General features: G+C 62.0%; 13 protein-coding genes and 2 pseudogenes. 7 read left to right on the top strand and 8 right to left on the bottom strand.

The features are described 5' to 3' along the window. Positions 1-87: 87 nt before the first annotated feature. Complete coding sequence (locus tag ACE04I_RS24975; RefSeq protein ID WP_046797483.1) at positions 88-342, top strand: type II toxin-antitoxin system Phd/YefM family antitoxin; 255 nt, start codon at positions 88-90, stop codon at positions 340-342. Continuing rightward, complete coding sequence (locus ACE04I_RS24970; RefSeq protein ID WP_487207698.1) at positions 339-761, top strand: PIN domain-containing protein; 423 nt, start codon at positions 339-341, stop codon at positions 759-761. Before ACE04I_RS24975 ends, ACE04I_RS24970 begins: the two co-directional genes overlap by 4 nt. Positions 762-840: 79 nt before the next feature. Here the strand turns inward: ACE04I_RS24970 and aptA are convergent, their stop codons facing one another. From aptA to ACE04I_RS24935, 7 genes are all read right to left on the bottom strand, one after another. Then, positions 841-2,169 (bottom strand): omega-aminotransferase AptA, encoded by a 1,329-nt coding sequence (gene aptA / locus ACE04I_RS24965; protein ID WP_487207697.1) that lies wholly within the window; start codon positions 2,167-2,169, stop codon positions 841-843. A gap of 62 nt (positions 2,170-2,231) precedes the next feature. Continuing rightward, positions 2,232-3,656 (bottom strand): M20 family metallopeptidase, encoded by a 1,425-nt coding sequence (locus ACE04I_RS24960; protein WP_487207735.1) that lies wholly within the window; start codon positions 3,654-3,656, stop codon positions 2,232-2,234. Between the two features lie 30 nt (positions 3,657-3,686). Continuing rightward, positions 3,687-5,294 carry a dipeptide ABC transporter ATP-binding protein gene (locus ACE04I_RS24955; protein ID WP_487207696.1) on the bottom strand — a complete coding sequence of 536 codons (1,608 nt, stop codon included), beginning with the start codon at positions 5,292-5,294 and terminating at the stop codon, positions 3,687-3,689. Continuing rightward, on the bottom strand, positions 5,294-6,109 hold the full coding sequence (locus ACE04I_RS24950) for an ABC transporter permease (RefSeq protein ID WP_487207695.1): 816 nt from the start codon (positions 6,107-6,109) through the stop codon (positions 5,294-5,296). The genes ACE04I_RS24955 and ACE04I_RS24950 overlap by 1 nt, the downstream gene beginning before the upstream one ends. Next, positions 6,106-7,059, bottom strand: coding sequence for an ABC transporter permease (locus ACE04I_RS24945; RefSeq protein ID WP_487207694.1), 954 nt, complete (start codon positions 7,057-7,059; stop codon positions 6,106-6,108). Before ACE04I_RS24945 ends, ACE04I_RS24950 begins: the two co-directional genes overlap by 4 nt. A 4-nt stretch (positions 7,060-7,063) precedes the next feature. After that, positions 7,064-8,638 (bottom strand): ABC transporter substrate-binding protein, encoded by a 1,575-nt coding sequence (locus tag ACE04I_RS24940; protein WP_487207693.1) that lies wholly within the window; start codon positions 8,636-8,638, stop codon positions 7,064-7,066. A 37-nt stretch (positions 8,639-8,675) separates the two neighbouring features. After that, the gene (locus ACE04I_RS24935) at positions 8,676-9,836 is read right to left on the bottom strand and encodes a C45 family autoproteolytic acyltransferase/hydrolase (protein WP_487207692.1); all 1,161 of its coding nucleotides are present in this window, start codon (positions 9,834-9,836) and stop codon (positions 8,676-8,678) included. 117 nt (positions 9,837-9,953) lie between these two features. On the opposite strand from ACE04I_RS24935, the gene ACE04I_RS24930 reads away from it, so the two are divergent. Next, the gene (locus ACE04I_RS24930; protein WP_046797490.1) at positions 9,954-10,820 is read left to right on the top strand and encodes a GntR family transcriptional regulator; all 867 of its coding nucleotides are present in this window, start codon (positions 9,954-9,956) and stop codon (positions 10,818-10,820) included. Between the two features lie 543 nt (positions 10,821-11,363). Continuing rightward, a complete protein-coding gene (locus ACE04I_RS24925) occupies positions 11,364-12,275 on the top strand; it encodes a nucleotidyltransferase and HEPN domain-containing protein (RefSeq protein ID WP_487207691.1) in 912 nt (303 codons plus the stop codon). A 1,139-nt stretch (positions 12,276-13,414) separates the two neighbouring features. Here ACE04I_RS24925 and ACE04I_RS24920 read toward each other — a convergent pair. After that, complete coding sequence (locus tag ACE04I_RS24920; RefSeq protein ID WP_487207738.1) at positions 13,415-13,783, bottom strand: hypothetical protein; 369 nt, start codon at positions 13,781-13,783, stop codon at positions 13,415-13,417. Here ACE04I_RS24920 and ACE04I_RS24915 point away from each other — a divergent pair. The 3 genes and pseudogenes from ACE04I_RS24915 to ACE04I_RS24905 all read left to right on the top strand — a co-directional run. After that, positions 13,752-14,174 (top strand): annotated as a pseudogene (locus ACE04I_RS24915) (DUF7933 domain-containing protein); the annotation flags it as partial. The gene ACE04I_RS24920 and the pseudogene ACE04I_RS24915 overlap by 32 nt on opposite strands. Positions 14,175-14,222: 48 nt before the next feature. Then, positions 14,223-21,026, top strand: coding sequence for a DUF7507 domain-containing protein (locus ACE04I_RS24910; protein WP_487207734.1), 6,804 nt, complete (start codon positions 14,223-14,225; stop codon positions 21,024-21,026). Beyond that, a pseudogene (locus ACE04I_RS24905) lies at positions 21,023-22,085 on the top strand (TonB-dependent receptor); the annotation flags it as partial. The gene ACE04I_RS24910 and the pseudogene ACE04I_RS24905, both read left to right, overlap by 4 nt.

Genomic DNA, 22,085 nt, shown 5'->3' with positions numbered 1-22,085 from the left:
CTCGTTCTTTGAACGCCATATCACCTCTGGCTTGTTATTTGTTTGTTTCATGCTGTATGTAGGTAGTTACCTACATGGAGACGTGCTGTGAACATTGTGACCCTTTCCAGCCGAGAGCTGAACCATGACGTCAGCAGCGCCAAAAAGGCAGCAAAAAGCGGCCCGGTTATCATCACGGATCGCGGTAAGCCTTCCCATGTCCTAATGACCTATGATGAATATGAACGCTTGACCGGCAAGCACCGTAATCTTGTCGAAGCTCTCGTTATGCCTGGACTCTCAGAGATTGATCTCAAGCTGCACCGTCCTGAAATCAGACCGCGCGAAGTGGATCTGGATTGAATTATCTTTTGGATACCAACGTCATTTTCGAACTGCGCAAGATCGGTGACGGAAAAGCCGATGCCAACGTGGTAGCGTGGACCGGAAAAGAAGATGCAGCGCGCTTCTTCCTTTCGGTCATAACGATTCTTGAGTTGGAGCGGGGGGTACTTGGCTTGCAGCGTCGGGATTCCGCACAGGGCGCCCGGTTGCGGTCGTGGCTAGACAGCCGTGTACGCCCGGAATTCGCCGGCCGCATCCTACCGGTTGATGATGCGGTCGCTACCCGTTGTGCGCACCTTCACATTCCCGACCGGCGCAACGAGGCGGACGCACTGATTGCGGCGACTGCTCTGGTTCACGACATGACCGTAGCAACGCGCAATATTAGGGATTTCGAGGGTACTGGCGTCGTTCTGGTCGATCCTTGGCAAGGCTGACTACCTCACCTCTGCTTGGATACAGAAGGATCTGCCTAGTATATTTGCAAGCTCTGTTACCGCAAAGTGAGCCGAACGGTTAGAGCGTTTTCAGGCCATCGGTGATCGCCGAAAACAGCGTGTCGATTTCCGCCTCGGAGATGATAAGCGGCGGAGAAAGGACGATTGTATTGGCGACCGGTCGTATCAATACGCCTTGCTCGAAACAATAGTCGTAGACCTTTCTGGCCATCGCCTTGCCGGTGGCGGCGTCCTTGCTCAGCTCGATGCCCGCGAGAAGGCCGAGGTTGCGTATGTCGACAATGCCGGGAAGGCCCTTGAGCGCGTGTGTCCGCTCCTGCCAGATCGGCTCGATCGATGCCGCATGCTCGAACACGCCCTCGCCGAGATAGACATCCAGCGCCGCCAGCGCTGCGGCCGAGGCGAGGGGATGCCCCGAATAGGTATAGCCATGCGAAAACTCGACAGCGCCCTGCGCGGTGTTTTGCATGAGCGTCTCGTAAATCCCGTTTGATGCTAGCACGCCTCCCATAGGCACCGCGCCATTGGTCATGCCCTTGGCGATCGCGATGAGATCGGGCGTGACGGCGAAACGGTCGGCCGCGAACGGGCGGCCGAGGCGACCGAAACCAGTGACGACCTCGTCGAAGATCAGCAGGATGCCGTGCCGCGTGCAGATCTCTCTCAGCCGCTCGAGATAACCCACCGGAGGGATGAGCACGCCCGTGGAGCCAGCGACCGGCTCGACGATAACGGCCGCGACGGTTGACGGATCATAGGTTTGCAGCATGTGTTCCAGGGCGTCGGCGATCTCGACGCCATGACCCGGCTGGCCGCGGCTGAAGGCATTACGCACCGGATCATGGGTATGGGGCATGTGAGCGGCACCCGGTAGAAGCATGCCGAACTGCTTCTTGTGCGGCCCCATGCCGGCCGCCGAGAGGCCGCCGAAACCGACGCCGTGATAGCCGCGCTGACGGCCGATGATGCGCTGGCGCTGGCCCTGACCGCAGGCGTGGTGATAGGCGAGGGCGAGTTTCAACGCCGTATCTGTGGCCTCGGACCCGGAATTGGTGAAGAAGACGTGGTCGAGCCCTTCGGGCGCGATGGATGTCAGGCGATTGGCATATTCGAAGGCGCGAGGGTGGCCCATCCCGAAGGACGAGGCGAAATCCAGCTGAGCCGCCTGCTTCTGGATCGCTTCGACGATCTTCGGATGTCCGTGTCCGGCATTCACGCACCAGAGGCCGGCAATGCCATCGAGCAGCTTCCGGCCATCGTTCGTGTGGTAGTACATGCCGGAGGCGCCGGTCACGATCTGAGGCTTCTTCTTGAAGTCGCGGTTGACCGTGAACGGCATCCAGTAGGATTCGAGCGAATTGGCATTGAGTTGCTGCTGCGTGTCCATGAGAAGCCTTGCCGTCTTTCAAGTGGTTGTCAGTTTCGATGCCGCAAGATCGAGCCTGCGGCCTATGCGCCGGCCGTGCCCGGTATCGGAGGCATCACGTCGTCAGGGATTGGATTGACGAAGGGATTGCCGTCGAGGCGATTTCTATGGTCGGCCTTGGCGGCCTCGATGAGCGCCGGATCGAGGAAGAGTTCTAGCGCGGTTCCCGCCATGGCCTTCGCGGCATGAGCCATGCCCTTGTGAGCGGCCGGCAGCTTGCCCTGGGCAACGAGCTGCCACGAATGGCCAGGCGTGCCGATCGCGTAAGTCGCGCCGCGCATCTGCACGGTCGGCACGACCCAGCTCACGCTGCCGACATCGGTGGAACCGACCATCGATCCGTCGCCGGCGTAAAGCGGCACGATGAGATCGCAGAGCGGTTCGTCCTTTTTCGGTTTGAGATGGAAGCGCGCATAGGACGAAGCGATGTCTTCGGGCGTGAAGGTCGCCTGGAATTTCCGGGCCGTCGCCTTGTCGTCCTCGCTGAAGATAGCGGGGCCGAGGCGCTCGAGCTGCGCGTGCATGCACGCCTCCAGCGGCTCGTTGCCCATCAGGTTGGCGTCGCCGGAAATGATTTCCTGGCGCATGGTCGTTTCGGTCATCCAGGCAGCACCCTCCGCAACACGCTTTACCCGGGCAACCAATGCGAGGAGTTCGGGAAGCGTTCGTGCACGGACGAGGTAACGCACCGTGGCATTGGCCTGCACGACATTGGGCGCCGATCCGCCGGTATCGGTAATCGCATAGTGAATGCGGGCGGTGGTCGGCATGTGTTCGCGTAGGAAGTTCACGCCGACATTCATCAGCTCGACAGCATCGAGCGCGCTTCGCCCAAGGTGCGGTGTTGCCGCAGCGTGCGAGGCGCGGCCGGAAAAGTGGAAGTTCATTTCGCTGCAGGCGAGCGAGATCGGGTTGTTGACCCCGCTGAAGGCGGCCGGATGCCAGGAGATCGCGATATCGACATCATCGAAGACGCCGGCACGCACCATGAAGCCCTTCGAGGAGCCGCCTTCCTCCGCCGGGCATCCGTAATAGCGCACGCGTCCCTTCAGGCCGTTTTCGGCGAGATAATCCTTGACGGCCGCGGCTGCGAGCATCGAGCCCGAGCCCAGCAAGTTATGGCCGCATCCGTGGCCATGTCCGCCGGCAACGATCGGTCGTTGTTCGGCGACACCGGCTTCCTGGCTGAGGCCGGGCAAGGCGTCGTATTCACCCAGGATCGCGATCACCGGGCCGCCTTCACCGGCCTCACCCATGATCGCAGTCGGAATGCGGGCGATATTGCGCTCGATGCGGAAACCCTCCGCCTCCAGGAGGCGCAGATGTTCGGCGCAGGAGCGGAATTCCTCGTAATTGATCTCCGGCATATCCCAGACGCGGTCGCTGAGTTCGAAGAAAGCCGGGCTCTTTTCGTCGACAATGGCCCAGACGGATTCGGAGTTCTTCATCATGCACTCGGTTTTCCAGATATTTGATCGCTATGCGGCGATACCCAAGGTCGGTGTCGCCTCCAGGAGAGCCTGCGTGTAGGAATGTTTCGGGTGATCCAGCACCTGGCCGACGCTACCTTCCTCGACGATCAGCCCCTGCTCCATAACGACGATCCGATCGGCGATGCGCGAGACGGCGCCGAGGTCGTGCGATATGAACAGGCAGGCAAAACCGTGGGTTTCCTGTAGCTTGCGGAAGAGATCAAGGACCTGTTTCTGGATCGTCATGTCGAGCGCGGAGACCGGCTCGTCCGCGACGACGAAGGCGGGATTGCGGATGACGGCGCGGGCGATCGCCACGCGCTGCCTCTGGCCACCCGACAGGGCATGCGGATAGCGTCCGCCGAGCCCGGTCAGTCCGACCTCGTTCAGGATTTCCTTCACCCGCTCGGCCCTTTCGGCGCGGCCGAGCTTGGGGCCATGCGCCAGAGGCTCGCCCACGATCTCCTCGATCTTCTGGCGTGGATCGAGGGAGGAGTAGGGGTCTTGAAACACGAGCTGGCACTGTAGGCGGTAGTCCCGCGCGGCAGCCTTGTCGGCGGAGGCCATCGATCGGTTGCGGAAAAGCACGTCGCCGCCAGAGAGCGGAAGCAGGCCAAGCATTGCGCGCCCAAGCGTCGTCTTGCCGGAACCGGAGCCCCCGACGACGGCGACCACCTCGCCGGGCTGCACGCTGAGCGAAACACCCCTGACGGCGAGTTTCTTCTGTGCCGTGCTGAACATGTTGCCGGCGCCGGAGAAGGTGACCTCGACATTACGCCCCTCGATGAGCGGCGCCGCGGCGGCAAGAGGCTTGCGATCGTGGTCGCGCCTCGGCAAAGCGTCGATCAGCGTGCGGGTATACTGCTCCTTCGGCCGATAGAGAACGTCTTCGACCGATCCGGCTTCGATCAGCTTGCCGCGCTCGAGAACAATCACCTTTTTCGCATACTGTGCAACGAGGCCGAGATTGTGGGTGATCAGCAGGACCGCGGTGCCGAAGGTGCGTGTGAGGTCGACCATGACCTCCAGGACCTCGCGCTGGGTCAGCGTGTCGAGCGCGGTGGTCGGCTCGTCGGCGATCAGAAGTTTCGGCCTCAGCAGCATCACGGAGGCGAGCATGATGCGCTGGCGCATGCCGCCGGAGAACTGGTGTGGATAGGCGGAAAGACAAGCCTGAGGGTCCGGGATCTTCACCCGCTCGAGCATCTCGGTGGCGCGCGCGAGGCCTGCCTCGACGCTGAGCTTTTCGTGCAGCCGCAGCCCTTCGACAAGCTGCGCACCGATCGTCATCGCCGGATTGAGCGATACCATTGGCTCTTGGAAGACCATGCCGATCTCGGCGCCGCGAACCTTGCGGATTCCGCTTTCCGACATCTTCAGAACGTTGCGTCCCTCAAACAGGATCTCGCCCGAGATCGGCTTGATCGCCTTGGGCAGGAGCCGCATCGAGGCGCGGGCGGCAACTGTCTTGCCGCTGCCGCTTTCCCCGACCAGCGCGACGATGCTGCCAGCTTCGACGTCGAAGGACACATCGTCCAGGATCGGCAGGCCGTTCAAGGTCGCGACGTGAAGGCCGCGGACGCTCAGAAGCGGAGAGGAATTTTCAGCGCTCATCACCGTTGCTCCATTCTCGGGTCGAAGCGATCACGCAGTGCGTCGCCGAGCAGATTGATGCCGAGCAGCGTCATCGAGATGCAGATGCCGGGGGCAAGTCCGAGCCAGGGCGCCTTCTCGATATAAGTCCGGGCTGCCGACAGCATGTTGCCCCAGGTCGGCGCCGGTGGCGGCACTCCGAGACCGAGGAAGCTCAGGCCGCTTTCCGCCAGGACGACCCAACCGAACATCGAGGTGGCGAGCACCACGATCGGCGCGATGCAATTCGGCAGGACATGGAAAAACATCGTGGCGGCTTCGGAATTGCCGATGACGCGCGACGCCTCGACATACTCCCGTTCCCTGGCCGACAGGACGCTGGCGCGGACGACACGCAGGACGGATGGCGCATAGGCGATCCCGAGTGCCAGGATGATGCCGTATTTGTTCGGGCCGGAGATCACCATCAGGCCGAGAGCGAGTAGCGTGCCGGGAAAGGCCAGCAGCGCATCGCTGAAGACCATCAATATCCTGTCGACGAGCCCGCGCGTATAGCCGGCGATGAGGCCGGTGATCGTCCCGATGGTGATCGCCAGGGCCACGGTCAGAACCGCGACGATCATGCTCTGCGACGCGCCTGCCATGAGGCGGGAAACGACGTCGCGACCGAATTCGTCCGTGCCCAGCCAGTAGTCCGGCGATGGTGGCTTGAGGCGGGCGACGAGCTTGATCGCCGCCGGGTCATAGGGCGTCCAGATGAGGGCGAGAAGCGCCATGCCGCCGATGAAGATCAGCAGGATGGAGCCGATGATCATGTTTGCCGGTTGCCTGATCATGAGGCGGTGACCCGCGGATCGAACAGGGGATAGCAGAGATCGACGATCAGATTGACGATCACGTAGATGACGGCCGTGAACAGCAGGCATCCCTGCACCACCGGATAGTCGCGCGCGAAGATCGCATCGACGAGAAGACGTCCGAGGCCGGGCAGGGTAAAGACGGTTTCCAGCACCGCGATGCCGCCGAGAAGACCGCCGAGAACGAGGCCGATCATCGTCCAGGTGGGCGCAAAGGCGTTGGGCAGTACATGACGCAGCAGGACCTTGTGCTCCGATAGCCCTTTGGCGCGGGCATGCATGACATATTCCAGCCGCAGGATTTCGATGGCGCTGGCGCGCATCATGCGAGTAAGCACGCCGACCTCGATCAGCATAAGCGTCACGACGGGCAGGATGACATAGGTGATCGCGGTCCAGGGATTTTCGGTAAAGGGCACGAAGCCGACCACGGGCAGCCAGCCGAGCTTCAGCCCGAAGGCCAGCAGAAGGACGAGACCGAGCCAGAAGCTCGGGACCGACATTAAAAGCGTCGATACGGCGACGACGGCGATGTCGACATGATCGTTCTGCCGCCAGGCGGCAATCAGGCCGGCGGGGATGGCGATAAGGGTCGCGAGCCCCACGGCCACCAGGACGATGGTGGCGCTGACCTGAAAACGGTCCAGCATCAACGGCAGCACGGCGGCGCCATTGGAGATCGATTGGCCGAGATCACCTTGAATGACGTTGCCGAGCCAATAGACGAACTGGACCGGAACCGGCTGGTCGAGGCCGAGATCGGTGCGCAGGCTGGCGACTTCTTCCGGGCTTGCCCCATCGCCCAGGATGAGCTGAGCGGGGTCGCCGGGAATCATCCGGACCAGGAAGAACACCATCACGGCCACGATGAGCAGTGTCGGAAGCGTCCATAACAGGCGCTTCGCGATATATTTCGAAAGGGCATGCATGGGCTCAGTTACCTGGAGCGAAGGACACGCCCCACATGCGCGCATAACCGACCGGCCAGGTCTTGTAGCCTTCCACATCGGAGCGCACCGCGCCGATACGCGTGCCGGAATAAAGCGGGATCAGCGGTACGTCTTCGCGGATCATGCCCTCGAGCTTGTCGAAAATGGCCTGGCGCTGAGCCTGGTCGGTGATCGTCGTGCTTTCGGCGATCAGCTCGAGGCCTTCCGGATTGTCCCAGACCTTGTTGGGACTCTTGTCCTTGTTGCCGCTGACCATGTCATAGGAGAGCGAAGGATCGAGGCGCGCGGAATAGGTAAACGACATCGCGCTGTAATTGCCGGTCGTATACCGGTCGAGCAGGGTCGCCCAGTCGAGCGTTTCCACCTCGATATTGATCCCGGCTTCCTGCGCCATGGCCTGGACGAGTACTGCGGCGTCAAACAGCGACGGATAGTGCTTGGTCGTGAGCCATTTGATCGGCTGGCCGTTGTAGCCGGCTTCCGCGAGAAGCTTCTTGGCTTCTTCGACATTGCGCGCCGGCACCTCCTTTTGGGCTGCGCCGGAATAAGGGCTCGGCCCCGGAACGACGGAGGCGCTCGCCGGTGCCTGACCATTCGTCAGCGCCTCTGCGATCTGCGGAAGATCAAGCGACAGAAGCACGGCCTTGCGGATCCTGACGTCCTTCAGCAAAGGATCGCGGGTTTGAAACAGGAGGGCGGTCAGGCCCATGGCGGCCGTCTTGTCGACCTTTATCTGCTCGTTTCCGGTCAGTTCCTCGATATCGGCATTGTTGACGTCTGCAATGACGTCGATGTCGCCGGAATAGAGCGCGGCCTTGGCGGCAGCGTCGTCCGGAACGATCATGAAGCGCACGGCATCGATCTTCGGCGTCTTGTCGCCGACATAGCCGGTCCGCTCTCCGCCGGGGGAGATATAGTTGGGGTTGGCCGCGAGCTGCACATACTGGCCGCTGCGCCACTCCTGAAGCATGAAGGGGCCGGTTCCGATCGGCTTCACCCATTTGCCTTCGGCGTCGAGCGAGCTCTTGTGGTAGATGCCCGTGCCGCCGCAATCGGTGCGGGCGAGCGTCGCCAGGAAGAGAGCGGTCGGTTTTTCCAGGGTAAAGACCACGGTCGATGCATCGGGTGCTGCCACGTTCGTGACATTGGCGACGCCGGAGCCGGTCACGTCTTTCAGGCAGCGCCATGCCGTCTTCGGATCGGTGTAGCGTTGCCAGGAGCTCAGCACGTCCGCCGATGTCAGCGGCTCGCCGTTGCTGAACTTCAGCCCGTCGCGCAGCTTGAACGTATAGGTCTTGCCGTCGGCCGACATGTCGATCGATTTCGCCAGCAGGGGAGCGACCGATGCGTCGTCGCGATACCCGACGAGGCCTTCGACCATATGCAGGACGACCGCGTCGCTGTTGGCGTCTCGGTTGACGCCCGGATCCGTCGAGCGGATGTCCGCATTGATGCGCACGCGCATCGTCGACGTTTCCTGCGCGACCGAGGTCTCCGCCGCTGCCGTAGCAAGCAGCGCTGTCGTTGCCGTCATTCTCAGCAGATTAGCGTATTTCATCAGAAGCTCCCGTTTTTGTTCCCTTATTGGTTCTTGGTCAGGCCGCGTCAGGTTGTGCGGCCACCGCCTGATCGATCGGCTTGACCTGCATATCGAGATCGTAGCTCCAGAAGTGGGCCCCAAGTGCTGGCAGCAGGGCAACCTCCAGGCGGCCTTCGCCAGGAACCATGACGATCATCGCGACGGTTGCGGACTGGTTGTTGGAAAGCGACCTGCGCGGAGGACGGCACACCGACCACGGCGTTTCGAATGTATCCGAAAGTGCGTTCTTGACCGTCTCTACCGTGACCTGGCCGATATGCGGCTCGATCAGCTGGCGCACGCGCAGGTCGCGGTAAAGGCTGTCCGGCATATTCACCACGCCCTTGTCGAGGAGCTTCGACAGCGCGACCTGGCTTTGGAAATGATTGGCATGGACGAGGACGCCGTTTGTTGGATGGATCAGGAATGTCTCGTCAGGGGCGCATTCGAAATCGATCGCAATCCCATGGGCGTGGCCCACCATCATGTTGTTCGATGCGGATTTCCGCGTCCCATAAACGGCCTGCATCGACATTGCGAGATGCGGCTGCTCCAGCACTTTGCGGCGGATGATGGCAAGCGGCACGCCGAGTTCGCGGTAATCCCTATCTGTTTCGAGATAGTTGCCGCTGATCGAAATTCCGGCGGAATTGAAGCCGGTGCGGGCAAGGCCGCCGGCTTCGGTGAAGGTGATGATGTCGGGGCCATCGTCGCGCTTGATCTTGAGCACGATCGCGGTTTCGGCGCACTCGGTCTTCCAGTCCCAGTTCTGCGCGTGGATGAACACGTTGTCGCGGCTGACGGACGGCATGACGAAGACGCCGGTGCAGCCGTCCGACTGGATGAAGTCCTGCTGGCCTTTTTCCCGGCGGCGGGCAAGCTTGAGGATTTCCGTTCTCGCATTGAGCAGGAGTACCGCGGAGAGATCCTTGTTCACCGCGCGGGCGATGCCCTGCATTTCCTCGATATACTGGCTGCCGTAGTCTGCGATCGCTCCGGCGAAGCGGTCGATGATCGTCGCAAGGTCATCGTCCTTCAGTCCGGACGTTTGCAGCTGGTCCTTGTAGTGGCCGATGCCCTTGAGGATGCGCTGAGCCGCCTGCTCGCCATATTGTTGACCCCGCTCGAATGGCGTACCAGAAACCTCGATAAGCGGGCAGGAAAGGGGCGCGATCATGACAGTCTGTTCCAGCTAACGAATGATGGGCGAGGCCGGTTGATTTGACTTCGCCAAAAAAGTATTTTGCAAAACAAAAACCAAAACTCATCGGAAGGCAAGCGGAAAATGTCCGACATGGGCACGCCTCTTCAGCAGGATTTGATGCGTCGCATCGTCGACGTCATTCACGAGGATGGCCTCAAGCCTGGAGCCAGGCTTCGCCAGAGCCAGCTTGCCGACCGATTGCGCGTTTCCCGAACGCCGGTGCGGATCGCATTGGAGCGTTTGGAGGAAGAGGGCTTCGTTCAGCACGAGCCCAATCGGGGGATGATGCTTGCGGCCATTCCTCCTCGTATCGAGGCAGTGGAAGCGCCGCCAGCGGGCGAGGAGCTGCTGATCGCGATCGCCAAGCTGCGGCGGGAAGGCAAGCTGGCGGAGCAATTTGCCGAACTCGAGCTGATGCGCCTGACGGGGCGCGAGCGCACACCCGTTCGCCAGGCGCTGATCAAGCTCGAAGGGCTCGGCGTCATACAGCGCAGGAAGGGCTATGGCTGGCAGTTTTTCGATCCGGTGCGCGACATGCGCGCCAGGGAAGAGAGCTATAATTTTCGTCTGCTGATCGAGTGCGCGGCGATCCTGTCGCCCGAGTTTTCGCTTTCCACAGATTGGGTGAACTCGATGAGGAAACGGCACGAAGCCATGCTCGCGAACCCATGGACGGAGACCTCGAGCGTTACGCTGTTCGAGATGAATGCGGAATTTCACCTGGGGATCAGCGCGGCCTCAAAAAATCGCTACATCGAAGAGGCGATGCACCGCCAGAACCAGCTCCGGCGTCTGTCGAACTACAATTGGCAGCATGGGTCCGACCGGGTGGCTGTCACTTGCAGGGAGCATCTGGAAATCCTCGATCGGCTGGAGTGTGGCGACAATGAGGTCGCAGCCGCCCTCATGCGGAAGCACCTGACAGGCGCGAGGGAAACGGTGAAAGTTGCATTTTGAATTTTGTGAAATGAAATGCTTATGATTGATCGTTGATGGTGGCGCGGAAAGCGCCACCCTCACAGGCCTTGCTCACCAGGCGCGATTAGGTCGGCGTGGCGCTTCGCGGCACGAGCCAGACGGGCGCCGGGCACGGGTGGCTCGATCAGCGCCTTGGCAAAGCGCACCTGATCCTCGCCGGCGAAGAAGACTTCCGCTTGCGTCAGTTGTTGGGCGAATGAGAAGCGCGGGCGCAATGGCGGCGCAAGTCACACGCTGTCGTGCCATAACGAGGGTTACGCCGCCAAGCCCAGTCGTTGATTCCAATTACTGAGGGCGGGATCGACGGCGGCAATCCTCGTCAGCGGATGACGCGTAGCAAGGCGGGTTCGCCGCTCGATGACGCACGAAGGGGCGCAGGTGCCACGTTCTTCCCACGCTTTTCCGCTAGGTTCAGAACTGTTTATTAATCACGACTTCAGATCAATATGTTATTTTTTGATAAAGCAGAACCCATGAATTCCGGTAGTAGACGGCGAATCGCCTTTGCCCTATCGATGGGATATGAAATCGAGCCTCGAACATCTGCCCGAGAAGAAGCAGCGGGAACTGGCCCGCGTCGTCGAGATCATCCACGAGGAGTTTGCCGATACACTCGCGGGAAGCTCGGCCGCCTTCAAGACGCGCGGGCGGATCCTGAAGATCATCCTGTTCGGCTCCTATGCCCGCGGCACCTGGGTGGACGAGCCGCATACGATGAAGGGCTACCGCTCCGATTACGATATCCTGGTCATCGTCAGCTCGAAGAAACTGGCCGAGCCGCAATACTGGGACAAGGCGACCGACCGGCTGCTATGGGACAAGGGTGTCTCGACGCCGGTTGGGCTGATCGTGCATGGCGCCCGGGAGGTGAACAACTTCCTGGCCGACGGGCAGTATTTCTTCGTCGATATCCTGCGTGAGGGCATCGTGCTCTACGAGCTCGACGACCGGCCGCTGGCCGAGCCGAAGCGGCTTTCTCCCGCCGATGCGCTCAGGGTGGCGAAGGAGCATTTTGAGAGAGTCTTCAGATACTCAACGTCGTTTGCCAAAGGCGCCAGGTTCTATCTTTCAGAGGGGGAGCTAAACCTTGCAGTGTTCGAACTCCACCAGTCTGTCGAGTCCGCCTACTCGTGCCTTCTCCTGACCCTCACCAATTACAGCCCACCTTCTCACAATCTCAAATTCCTGCGTGCTCTTGTGGAGGATCACGACCGCCGGCTCATCGAAGCCTGGCCGCGCGACCAGCACCGCTTCACCGCCTGGTACAACATCCTCAACGAGGCCTATGTGAAGGCGCGCTATTCGAAGCACTTCGAAATCACCGAGGAGGCGCTTGCCTGGCTTCTCGAGCGAACGGAGCATCTTCACCGCCTTGTCGAAACGATCTGCAAGGAGCGGTTGGCGGAGTTGGAGCGGGCGAGCTCCGATCCTTAGACAGGATCAGGACAAGGAGATTGAACCACGGCTGGTATGAGGGGGTGCAGTAGAGCATGCCCGTTTATACGCCGGGGGAGAAGACTCGGTCGGCGCCTTCAGCATTCAGAAACAGCACATCGCCTTCTATACTGGCCGACCGCCCTCACTCGCTTCGAACATCGTTTGAACGGCCTCAACCATGGCAAAGGCTGCGTCCGATACCGTTGGCCGGAGCAGATGGATTTCGCGGTGATCAGCGACATGCTCGACGACATCCAGGCTCGCGGTGGACTGATGTGCTGAAGCCTGAGCTTCAGCCACGCGGCGCTGCGCGCAGCGATAACAGTCGCGCAACTCACAACTTCAGGCTCGGGCTTTTTTTGATCGTATATTTTTCGCCACCGTCGGTTGGATTCCGCGTTGCAAAAACAGCACTAAATTAGCCGTTTCCTGAAAAGCATGCCGAAATATATCCAGAAACCTACGGATCCTGCAAAACACCTACGTATCCTGAAAGACAGTTTTTTTGATTTCTGCGCTCCTCGGCTTGATTTCGGTCAAGTCCGATTCGCAGCACGGGGTGACATCAGTACGCTGTGAAAAGGCTCGATCGAAGACCTGACTTCGAGGGAGCCTTGCATGCGGAAGCCAGTTTCGCTGCGCGATGTCGCGCGTCTTGTCGAACCAGTCCGCGAGGATGCTGAAAAGCACGCCACTCGCCTTGCCGTCGATCCACGGGAGAATGCGAGGCCCCGGAAGGCAAGGTTACAGGTGTCGCGCTCCGAGCGCTTTTTCGGTCTAGCGTCGGCGACCTTGCTTGCGAACGTGGCGCTTTCCGCGACGGCGCTGGCGGCTCCAGGAACGCCTGGTGTACCACAGGCTCCCATCAACATTTACACGGATAATTTCCAGAATCGCCCCGGCCCAAACCCGATCGTAAAGCTGAACGCCTATACCGGCACAACTGGCCAGACCTATTCTGCCAATCCAGCATGGTTGACGAGCTGCAACGGCTGGATCGCGTCAGCTAATCAGTCGGTCACCGCTGCAGCTCCAGTGGCGGAATGTACGACCCAAAATATCTGGAATATGACGCAGCGCCTGTCGTGGGCACTCGGCCTGCACACGGGACAGAGCCAAGCTGTCGCACAGGGAAATTATGCGGTCTCGGCATTTACATCGGGCAATCCTGGCGCGGGGCTTGTGGAGTTCCAGACAGCCACGAACATTGCGTTTCCCACAAGCAACCGCTTCCTGTCATTCAGCGTCGATGTCGCCGCCGTCAATTGTAACGTGTCCGCACCATTGCTGCAGTTCTCGTTGGTGAACGACAGTGGTGTCGCCACGGCTGCCGGATCGCAGATCAATGCTTGCACCGGGGGAACAGCACGGAACGTGCCCGCTCTCGGGGTCGCTGCCGCGGGGGCGATCAACACCGGCACATATACTTCGAACGGCGCCGTATTGATCAGTGGTTCTTCGTTCGGCGTGCGAATGGTGAACAACAATGGCAGCGGAACCGGCAACGATCACGCCTTCGACAACGTCAGGGTCCTCGATACAACGCCACAGTTGGACAAATCATTCTCTCCGACCAGTGTTGCCGTTGGTCAGACTTCCACATTGACGTTCACGATTACGAATACAAGTGAGCTCGGCGCCAAAAATGGGTGGTCCTTCACTGATGTACTTCCAACGGGTCTGACGGTTGCACCGGGCACTGTAAGCACGACGTGCCCGTCGGGTGTGATTGAAGCACCGGCAGGCGGGGGAGCGATCAGCGTTTCGGGGAATCTAACTGCTGGCTTGGCTTCTTGTACCGCAACCGTGCCCGTATCGGCGGCTACTGGGGGGGCTTATACCAACGGTGCATCAAACATATCGTCCTCCGTCGGAATAAGCCCGCCGGGCAACGCGACCCTGACTGTCGATACGCAGCCGAGCTTCGGTGCCTGCACCTCGAGCATGTACCTGACGCAGAATAGCCCTACGGGGCTTTACCGTCTGGACGCGTCGTCGAACCCATTCGCTGTCCAGTCGATCGGAGCAGCCACCACGGATTACAACGCCACAGCTTACAATCCGGGCGACAACTATCTCTACGCAATTGTCGTTGGGACGAACAGGCTGCTGCGTATTGGTAGCGACGGCAGCACTGCAGATCTCGGGGCTGTGGCAAACTTGCCGACCGGAGTCACCTATAATGCCGGTGAGATTGGGGCTGACGGCACCTTTTATGCCTACAGCAGCTCGAGCAACACCAACACGCTATATCGCATTGATGTTGATACCCGGACAGCGGCTCCACTTTCCTTGACGGCCGCTCCCGGAGGCTTTGACCTGGCCTGGCATAATGGGCTTCTCTACACGCAGGACGCCGTCAGCGGTCAATTCTACTCGATCAATCCTGGTTCGGGCAGTGTCACGGCGATCGGTGCACCACAGGCAACGCGCGTCTTCGGCGCGATGTTCGGCGCCTCTAATGGCGTCTTCGGGGGCAACAATAGCGGCGGTTTCTACAGGTTTGATGTCTCAAGTGGCGCTGTCACACTGATCTCTGATTTGCCTGGTTCGGGTAGCAATGATGGTGCCAAGTGCGCGATCTCCCCGATGGAGTTCGGTGCCGATCTGTCGATCACCAAGGATGACGGCGCCACCACGTATACGCCGGGGCTTGATGCGTCCTACACTATCGTAGTCACCAATGATGGCCCGTTCGGCGTTCAAGGTGCGCGGATCAGCGATCCGCTGCCGTCCGGCATCACCACCGCGAGCTGGACCTGCGGCAACGCGACGGGCGGCGCCCAATGCGGTGTGGCGAGTGGCACGGGGGCGATCGACACGACCGCCGACCTGCCGGCGGGCAGCTCCGTCACCTATACGCTCAGCATGGGCATCCCGACCGAGCAGACGGGAAGCCTGACGAACACGGCGACCGTCACTCCACCTGATGGAACAAGCGACCCGGACACCAGCAACAACACGGCAAGCGACACCAATACTGCGGCGCCGCCACCGACCTCCGGAGTTTGTTCGCCGGTTCGCGTCCTCGGCAACACCACCTTCAACGGTACGCCGCTACCCGTTTCCGGGTCGGTGCAGAAGTCAGGTGCGCCGAATGGTTGGAACGCCACCTCTCCATGGAGCACGCTCGGCGGCAACTACACCTTCCGCTGGACGTTCTCACAGCCGGTACCGGCCAACTGGATCCAGTTCATCGTCAGCGATGTCGGTGCCACCAGCTATCAGAGCACGCCGGCCAGGTTCACCATCAGCCTTGGCGCGGGGAGCACGGCAAACCTGTCCGACTTCTCCTTCGTTCCCGGCTGGCACCCCACCTTCACCAACCTGAACTACAGCGGCGGCGTGCTGAGCTACAATCCTTCGGGGGACGTCAAGCAGGCTGGCGCGCTGCAAGGCAATTCGGCCGACACCGTCACCTCCATCACCATCACCACCAGCAACGTCGATAACGCCGACTATATCGTCAACCTGCTCTACGTCCGTCCTGCCTGCTTGACCTTGCAGAAGGTGAGCGAGGAAGGAACGGGCAGCTTCAACTTCAACATGAGCAATGTGATGCAGGCGAACGGCACGGCCGTGCCCTCGACCGCGTTGACCACGACGACGGCCGGCACGGCGGTTTCCTCGCCTGCCTACAATTCCATTCCGGGTACCGAGCTTGTCCTGAGCGAGGTGGTTCCGGCCGGCTGGAACGCCAGCGGGGCGGTGTGCACCGACCAGAATGCGGGCAATACCGGCAATCCGACGGTGATCGGCAGCTTTGCCACGCCCACGCTCACGATACCGGCCGCCAATGTGCGACCTCAATCGGCTATTCAATGCCTGTTCACCAATGAGATCGCCAATCCGGCGCTGACCACCGACAAGACCGGCACACTGAACGATCTGGACGGTGACGGGCTGATCGATGTCGGAGAGACGATCACTTATTCCTTCCTGGTGACGAATACGGGTGGGGTGACGCTGACCGACGTCACGCCGAACGACCCGCTGCTGACCAATGCCGGGATCTCGGTGACGCCCGGCCCGCAGACGCTGGCACCCGGTGGTACCGCCACCTTCACGGCGACCTATACGCCGACGCAGGCTGAAATCGATGCCGGCCGGGTGGAGAACACCGCGACCTCCACCGGCACGCCGCCGTCGGGCCCGCCGATCGAAAGCCCACCCGATACGGTCACTGTGCCCCCGGATCAGGGAACCGGGCTCAGGACCGAGAAGACCGGTGTCCTGAACGATCTTGACGGCGACGACCTTCTCGATGCGGGCGAGACGATCACCTATTCCTTCGTGGTCACCAATACCGGTGCGGTGACGCTGACTGATGTCACGCCGAACGACCCGCTGCTGACCAATGCCGGGATCTCGGTGACGCCCGGCCCGCAGACGCTGGCACCCGGTGGTACCGCCACCTTCACGGCGACCTATACGCCGACGCAGGCTGAAATCGATGCCGGCCGGGTGGAGAACACCGCGACCTCCACCGGCACGCCGCCGTCGGGCCCGCCGATCGAAAGCCCACCCGATACGGTCACTGTGCCCCCGGATCAGGGAACCGGGCTCAGGACCGAGAAGACCGGTGTCCTGAACGATCTTGACGGCGACGACCTTCTCGATGCGGGCGAGACGATCACCTATTCCTTCGTGGTCACCAATACCGGTGCGGTGACGCTGACTGATGTCACGCCGAACGACCCGCTGCTGACCAATGCCGGGATCTCGGTGACGCCCGGACCGCAGACGCTGGCGCCTGGCGGCAGCGCGACGTTCACGGCGACCTATACCCCGACGCAAGCTGAGATCGATGCGGGCGAGGTCGTGAACACCGCGACTTCCACCGGCACGCCGCCATCGGGCCCGCCGATCGAGAGCCCGCCGGACACGGTCAACGTGCCGCCTGACCAGACGCCCGGTCTGAGGACCGACAAGACCGGCAGGCTCAACGATCTCGACGGTGACGGGCTTATCGATATCGGCGAGACGATCACCTATTCATTCGTGGTGACCAATACGGGCGGGGTGACGCTGACGGATGTCAGCCCCAATGACCCGCTGCTTGCCAATGCCGGGATCTCGGTGACGCCAGGACCGCAGACGCTGGCGCCCGGTGGTACAGCGACGTTCACCGCGACCTATACGCCGACGCAGGCTGAGATCGATGCCGGCCGGGTGGAGAACACCGCGACCTCCACCGGCACGCCGCCCTCCGGTCCACCGATCGAGAGCCCTCCGGACACCGTCGTAATACCGCCCGATCAGGCGCCGGGGCTTAGGACCGACAAGACCGGTGTGCTGAACGATCTTGATGGCGATGGTCTTCTCGACGCGGGTGAGACGATCACCTACACCTTCCTGGTGACAAATACGGGTGGGGTGACGCTGACCGACGTCACGCCGAACGATCCGCTGCTTTCCAATGCCGGGATCTCGGTGACCCCCGGACCGCAGACGTTGGCGCCGCGGGGCAGCGCGACGTTTACGGCGACCTATGCGCCGACCCAGGCCGAAATTGACGCGGGCCGCGTGGAAAACACCGCGACCTCCACCGGCACGCCCCCATCGGGGCCGCCGATCGAAAGCCCGCCGGATACTGTCATCGTGCCGCCGGACCAGGCCACGGGTCTCAGGACCGACAAGACCGGCACGCTCAACGACCTCGACGGTGACGAGCTCATCGATGCCGGCGAGACGATCACCTACACGTTCGTGGTCACCAATACTGGCGCGGTGACGCTGACTGATGTCACGCCGAACGATCCGCTGCTGACCAATGCCGGGATCTCGGTCATGCCTGGTCCCCAAACGCTCGCCCCAGGTGCAAACGCCACCTTCACGGCAACCTACACCCCGACCCAGGCTGAGATCGATGCGGGTCGCGTGGAGAACACCGCGACCTCCACCGGCACGCCGCCGTCGGGCCCGCCGATCGAAAGCCCGCCGGATACGGTCGTGGTGCCGCCGGACCAGACGCCTGGACTTACAACCGATAAGACGGGCAGGCTCAACGACAGTGATGGCGACGGGCTCCTCGATCCCGGCGAGACGATCACCTACTCGTTCCTGGTCAGGAACACCGGTGCGGTGACGCTGACCAATGTCACCCCCAACGACTCGCTGCTGACCAATGCCGGGATCTCGGTGACGCCGGGCCCGCAGACGCTGGCACCAGGCGGGAGCGTCACCTTCACGGCGACCTATACGCCGACGCAGGCTGAGATCGATGCAGGCCGGGTGGAGAACACCGCGACCTCCACCGGTACGCCGCCGTCCGGCCCGCCGATCGAAAGCCCGCCGGATACGGTGGTGGTGCCGCCGGATCAGGTGCCAGGGCTCAGGACCGACAAGACCGGCACGCTCAACGACCTCGATGGCGACGGGCTGCTCGATGCGGGCGAGACCATCACCTATTCCTTCGTGGTGACCAATACCGGTGCGGTGACGTTGACCAATGTCACCCCCAACGACCCGTTGCTGCAGGAGGCAGGCATCTCGGTTACGCCCGGTCCGCAGACCTTGGCGCCCGGTGCAAACGCCACCTTCACGGCAACCTATATGCCGACGCAGGCTGAGGTCGATACCGGCCGGGTGGTCAACACCGCGACCTCCACCGGCACACCGCCATCGGGACCGCCGACGGAAAGCCCGCCGGATACGGTCGTGGTGCCGCCGGATCAGACGTCCGGTCTCACGACCGACAAGACCGGCGTGCTGAACGACCTCGATGGTGACGGGTTGCTCGATGCGGGCGAGACGATCAGCTACACATTCGTCGTGCGCAACACCGGCGCGGTGACGCTGACCAATGTCACGCCGAACGATCCGCTGCTGACCAATGCCGGCATCTCGGTGACGCCAGGTCCGCAGACACTGGCGCCCGGCGGTACGGCGACGTTCACGGCGACCTATATGCCGACGCAGGCTGAGATCGATGCGGGCCGTGTCGAGAATACCGCGACCTCCACCGGCACGCCGCCGTCGGGCCCGCCGATCGAAAGCCCACCGGATACGGTGGTGGTGCCGCCGGATCAGGCAACTGGTCTCAGGATCGAAAAAACGGCCACGCTCAATGACGGCGATGGCGACGATCTTTTGGATCTCGGCGAGACGATTACCTATTCGTTCCTGGTGACCAACTCCGGTGCGGTGACGCTGACCAATGTTACCCCCAATGATCCGCTGCTCGCCAGGGCGGGGGTCTCGGTGGATCAGGGTCCGCAGACATTGGCTCCTGGCGCCTCCTTCACCTTCACGGCGACCTATGCGCCGAGCCAGGCCGATATCGATACGGGCAGGGTGGAGAACACCGCCACCGCAACCGGGACCAATCCGGGTGGCGATCCGATCGAAAGCCCGCCGGATACGGTTGTGACCTTGCCGCAGCCTGCAAGCCTGCGGCTGCAGAAGACCGGCCTCTTCAACGACGTCGACGGCAATGGGCATGCGAGCCTGGGTGACACGCTGACCTATACCTTCACCATCACCAATGATGGCGGACAGACGGTCACGAATGTCTGGCCGGTGGATGTCGGGCCGACCTTTAATGAGAAGCCGGCTGAAGGCTCGCTTTCGAGGTTTACGCCAGAGCCTGTCACTCTCGCGCCGAGCCAGGTCCAAGAGTTCACAGCGACCTACACGCTGACGCAGCAGGATATCGATAATGCGGCCGGTGCTTCGGACGGCGTTGCCAACTCCGCGACGGCCGGTGGCCGGATAAGCACCGGTGAGATCACCTCGGATGAATCGACCTCGGTGATCACGATGCCGGCGGCGGCGCCGACCGACATCACCGTCAGCAAGGTGGCCAATCTTCGGTTCATCCGCCGCGGCGAGCAGGCGCCCTTCACGATCCGCGTCACCAATAATACCGGGGCTCGGGCATCCGGACTGACGGTCATCGACACCATGCCGGCCGGCTTCCGCTTCGTGGAGGACACGGCGACGGTCGATGGAGTCAAGGTGACGCCGGAGATCGCGGGGCGTCAGATCCGCTTCCCCGATGTCGCCGTTGACGGCCGCTCCGAGATCGAGATCAGGCTCAGGCTGCTTGCGCTCAGCACGGCCGGACCTGGCGAGCATGTCAACCTCGCGCATGCGGAGGACCAATCCGGCCGGCGGATCACCGGCCAGGCCCGTGCAGTGGTCGAGATCATCGTCGAGCCGGTCTTCGACTGCGGCGATATCATTGGCAAGGTCTTCGACGACAAGAACCGTAATGGTTATCAGGACAAAGGCGAGCCGGGCCTGCCTGGCGTTCGGGTGGCGACCGTCAAGGGTTGGCTGATCACCACCGACAAATACGGCCGCTTCCACGTTGCCTGCGCCGATCTGCCGGATGCGCGCATCGGGACGAACTTCATCATGAAGCTCGATACCCGCACCCTGCCGACGGGCTATCGCCTGACGACGGAAAACCCGCGTGTCGTGCGGCTCACCGCCGGCAAGATGACGGAGCTGAACTTCGGCGCCTCGATCGGACGTGTGGTTCGCCTCGACCTTGCCGATGAAGCCTTCGTGCCGGGCGAAGTGGAGCTCGATAAGCGCTGGGCGGAAGGCGTCGGCCAGCTCGTCGACGTGCTGGCCCAGGAGCAGTCGGTGCTGAGACTCACCTATCTCGACACGGGCAGCGATCCGGATCTGGCCGAGGCGCGTGTCAAACGCATCAAGGAGCTGATCGCGGAGAGGTGGCGACAACGCAAACGATCCTACCCCCTGGAAATTGAGACGCGTGTGGAGGCGGGACAATGAAGAGCGTTGTAACGAGCACGGAGCGTGGCCGGAAATCCAACCTGCGTCTGATACTGCTGGCGAGCACGGCATTCATGGGACTTGCGGCAGCACTGCCAGCGGCAGCCCAGGAAGCGGGTCAGCAAGCAGCAGGCAAGGGTGGCAGGGTAGCCGCCGTCAGCGCGGTGCGTCCGCTGCCGATCGGTGCCAATACCGAAGCGGAGACACCGGCCGACCAGCCGGCCATACCCTTCATGATCAGCGTCGATGGGGAGACCGTCGACAAGAGCGCCGAGCTGGAGGAGGGCAATAGCTCGGCTACCAGGACCGGCCAGCCGGCGCTCAAGGCTGACCGGGTTGGCGCGGCAAAGCCGGCCATTCGCCCGGTCGACCAGCAGCGGCAGACGGATATCGATCTTTCCGCCGTCGACATCCAGGTGAAGTTCGACGGCCTGGAAGCCGGCACGCTGCTGAATGTCTCGACCGTTCCGGTCAAGCGCACCTACAAGGCCGGCGAGGAAGTCCGCTTCCTGGCCACCTCCAACTATCCCGCCTTCATCGAGCGGTCCGAGATCCTGATATTCGATCGCAAGGGCGGCCGGGACAGGAACAGGCCTGTCGCGATCGTACCGGTCGCCATCAACGGCGAAGCGGGCTGGATCATGCCGGCGGCCGAGGAGGCCGATTTTGCCTATGTGCTGCGCGTCTACGATGGCAAGGGCCGTTTCGATGAGACGGCGCCACTGACGATCGCCCGCACCAATCGCGATTTGCGGCCCGATCCGCAAGGGGAGAAGGCCGTGGCGCCCGGCATGGGCGAGGATCGCACCGCGATCAAGAATATCCCCGTCAGTGGCGGGGCGGTGACCGTCTATGGACGCAACGTGCCGCCCGGCCATAATGTCCAGGTGTTCGGGGAAGCCATTCCGACCGACCCTAACCAGGCCTTCGTGGTGCAGCGCATTCTGCCGCCCGGCGACCATTCGGTCGATGTCGCGGTCAAGGGCGAACCGAAGACCGGCGGGCTCTCCTTCAGCCGCGACGTCAACATTCCCGATAATGACTGGTTCTACGTGGCGC

This window comes from Rhizobium moroccans (genome assembly GCF_057559155.1).
The sequence above is the reverse complement of the archived record's forward strand: the minus strand, read 5'-3'. Positions and strand labels throughout refer to the sequence as shown.

What these genes read in the sequence shown, in the direction of transcription:
- ACE04I_RS24935 (WP_487207692.1), bottom strand. Translation starts at nt 9,836, where the DNA reads ATGATCGCGCCCCTTTCCTGCCCGCTTATCGAGGTTTCTGGTACGCCA.
- ACE04I_RS24910 (WP_487207734.1), top strand. Translation starts at nt 14,223, where the DNA reads ATGTACCTGACGCAGAATAGCCCTACGGGGCTTTACCGTCTGGACGCG.
- ACE04I_RS24930 (WP_046797490.1), top strand. Translation starts at nt 9,954, where the DNA reads ATGGGCACGCCTCTTCAGCAGGATTTGATGCGTCGCATCGTCGACGTC.
- ACE04I_RS24955 (WP_487207696.1), bottom strand. Translation starts at nt 5,294, where the DNA reads ATGAGCGCTGAAAATTCCTCTCCGCTTCTGAGCGTCCGCGGCCTTCAC.
- ACE04I_RS24925 (WP_487207691.1), top strand. Translation starts at nt 11,364, where the DNA reads ATGAAATCGAGCCTCGAACATCTGCCCGAGAAGAAGCAGCGGGAACTG.
- ACE04I_RS24940 (WP_487207693.1), bottom strand. Translation starts at nt 8,638, where the DNA reads ATGAAATACGCTAATCTGCTGAGAATGACGGCAACGACAGCGCTGCTT.
- ACE04I_RS24945 (WP_487207694.1), bottom strand. Translation starts at nt 7,059, where the DNA reads ATGCATGCCCTTTCGAAATATATCGCGAAGCGCCTGTTATGGACGCTT.
- aptA (WP_487207697.1), bottom strand. Translation starts at nt 2,169, where the DNA reads ATGGACACGCAGCAGCAACTCAATGCCAATTCGCTCGAATCCTACTGG.
- ACE04I_RS24960 (WP_487207735.1), bottom strand. Translation starts at nt 3,656, where the DNA reads ATGAAGAACTCCGAATCCGTCTGGGCCATTGTCGACGAAAAGAGCCCG.
- ACE04I_RS24950 (WP_487207695.1), bottom strand. Translation starts at nt 6,109, where the DNA reads ATGATCAGGCAACCGGCAAACATGATCATCGGCTCCATCCTGCTGATC.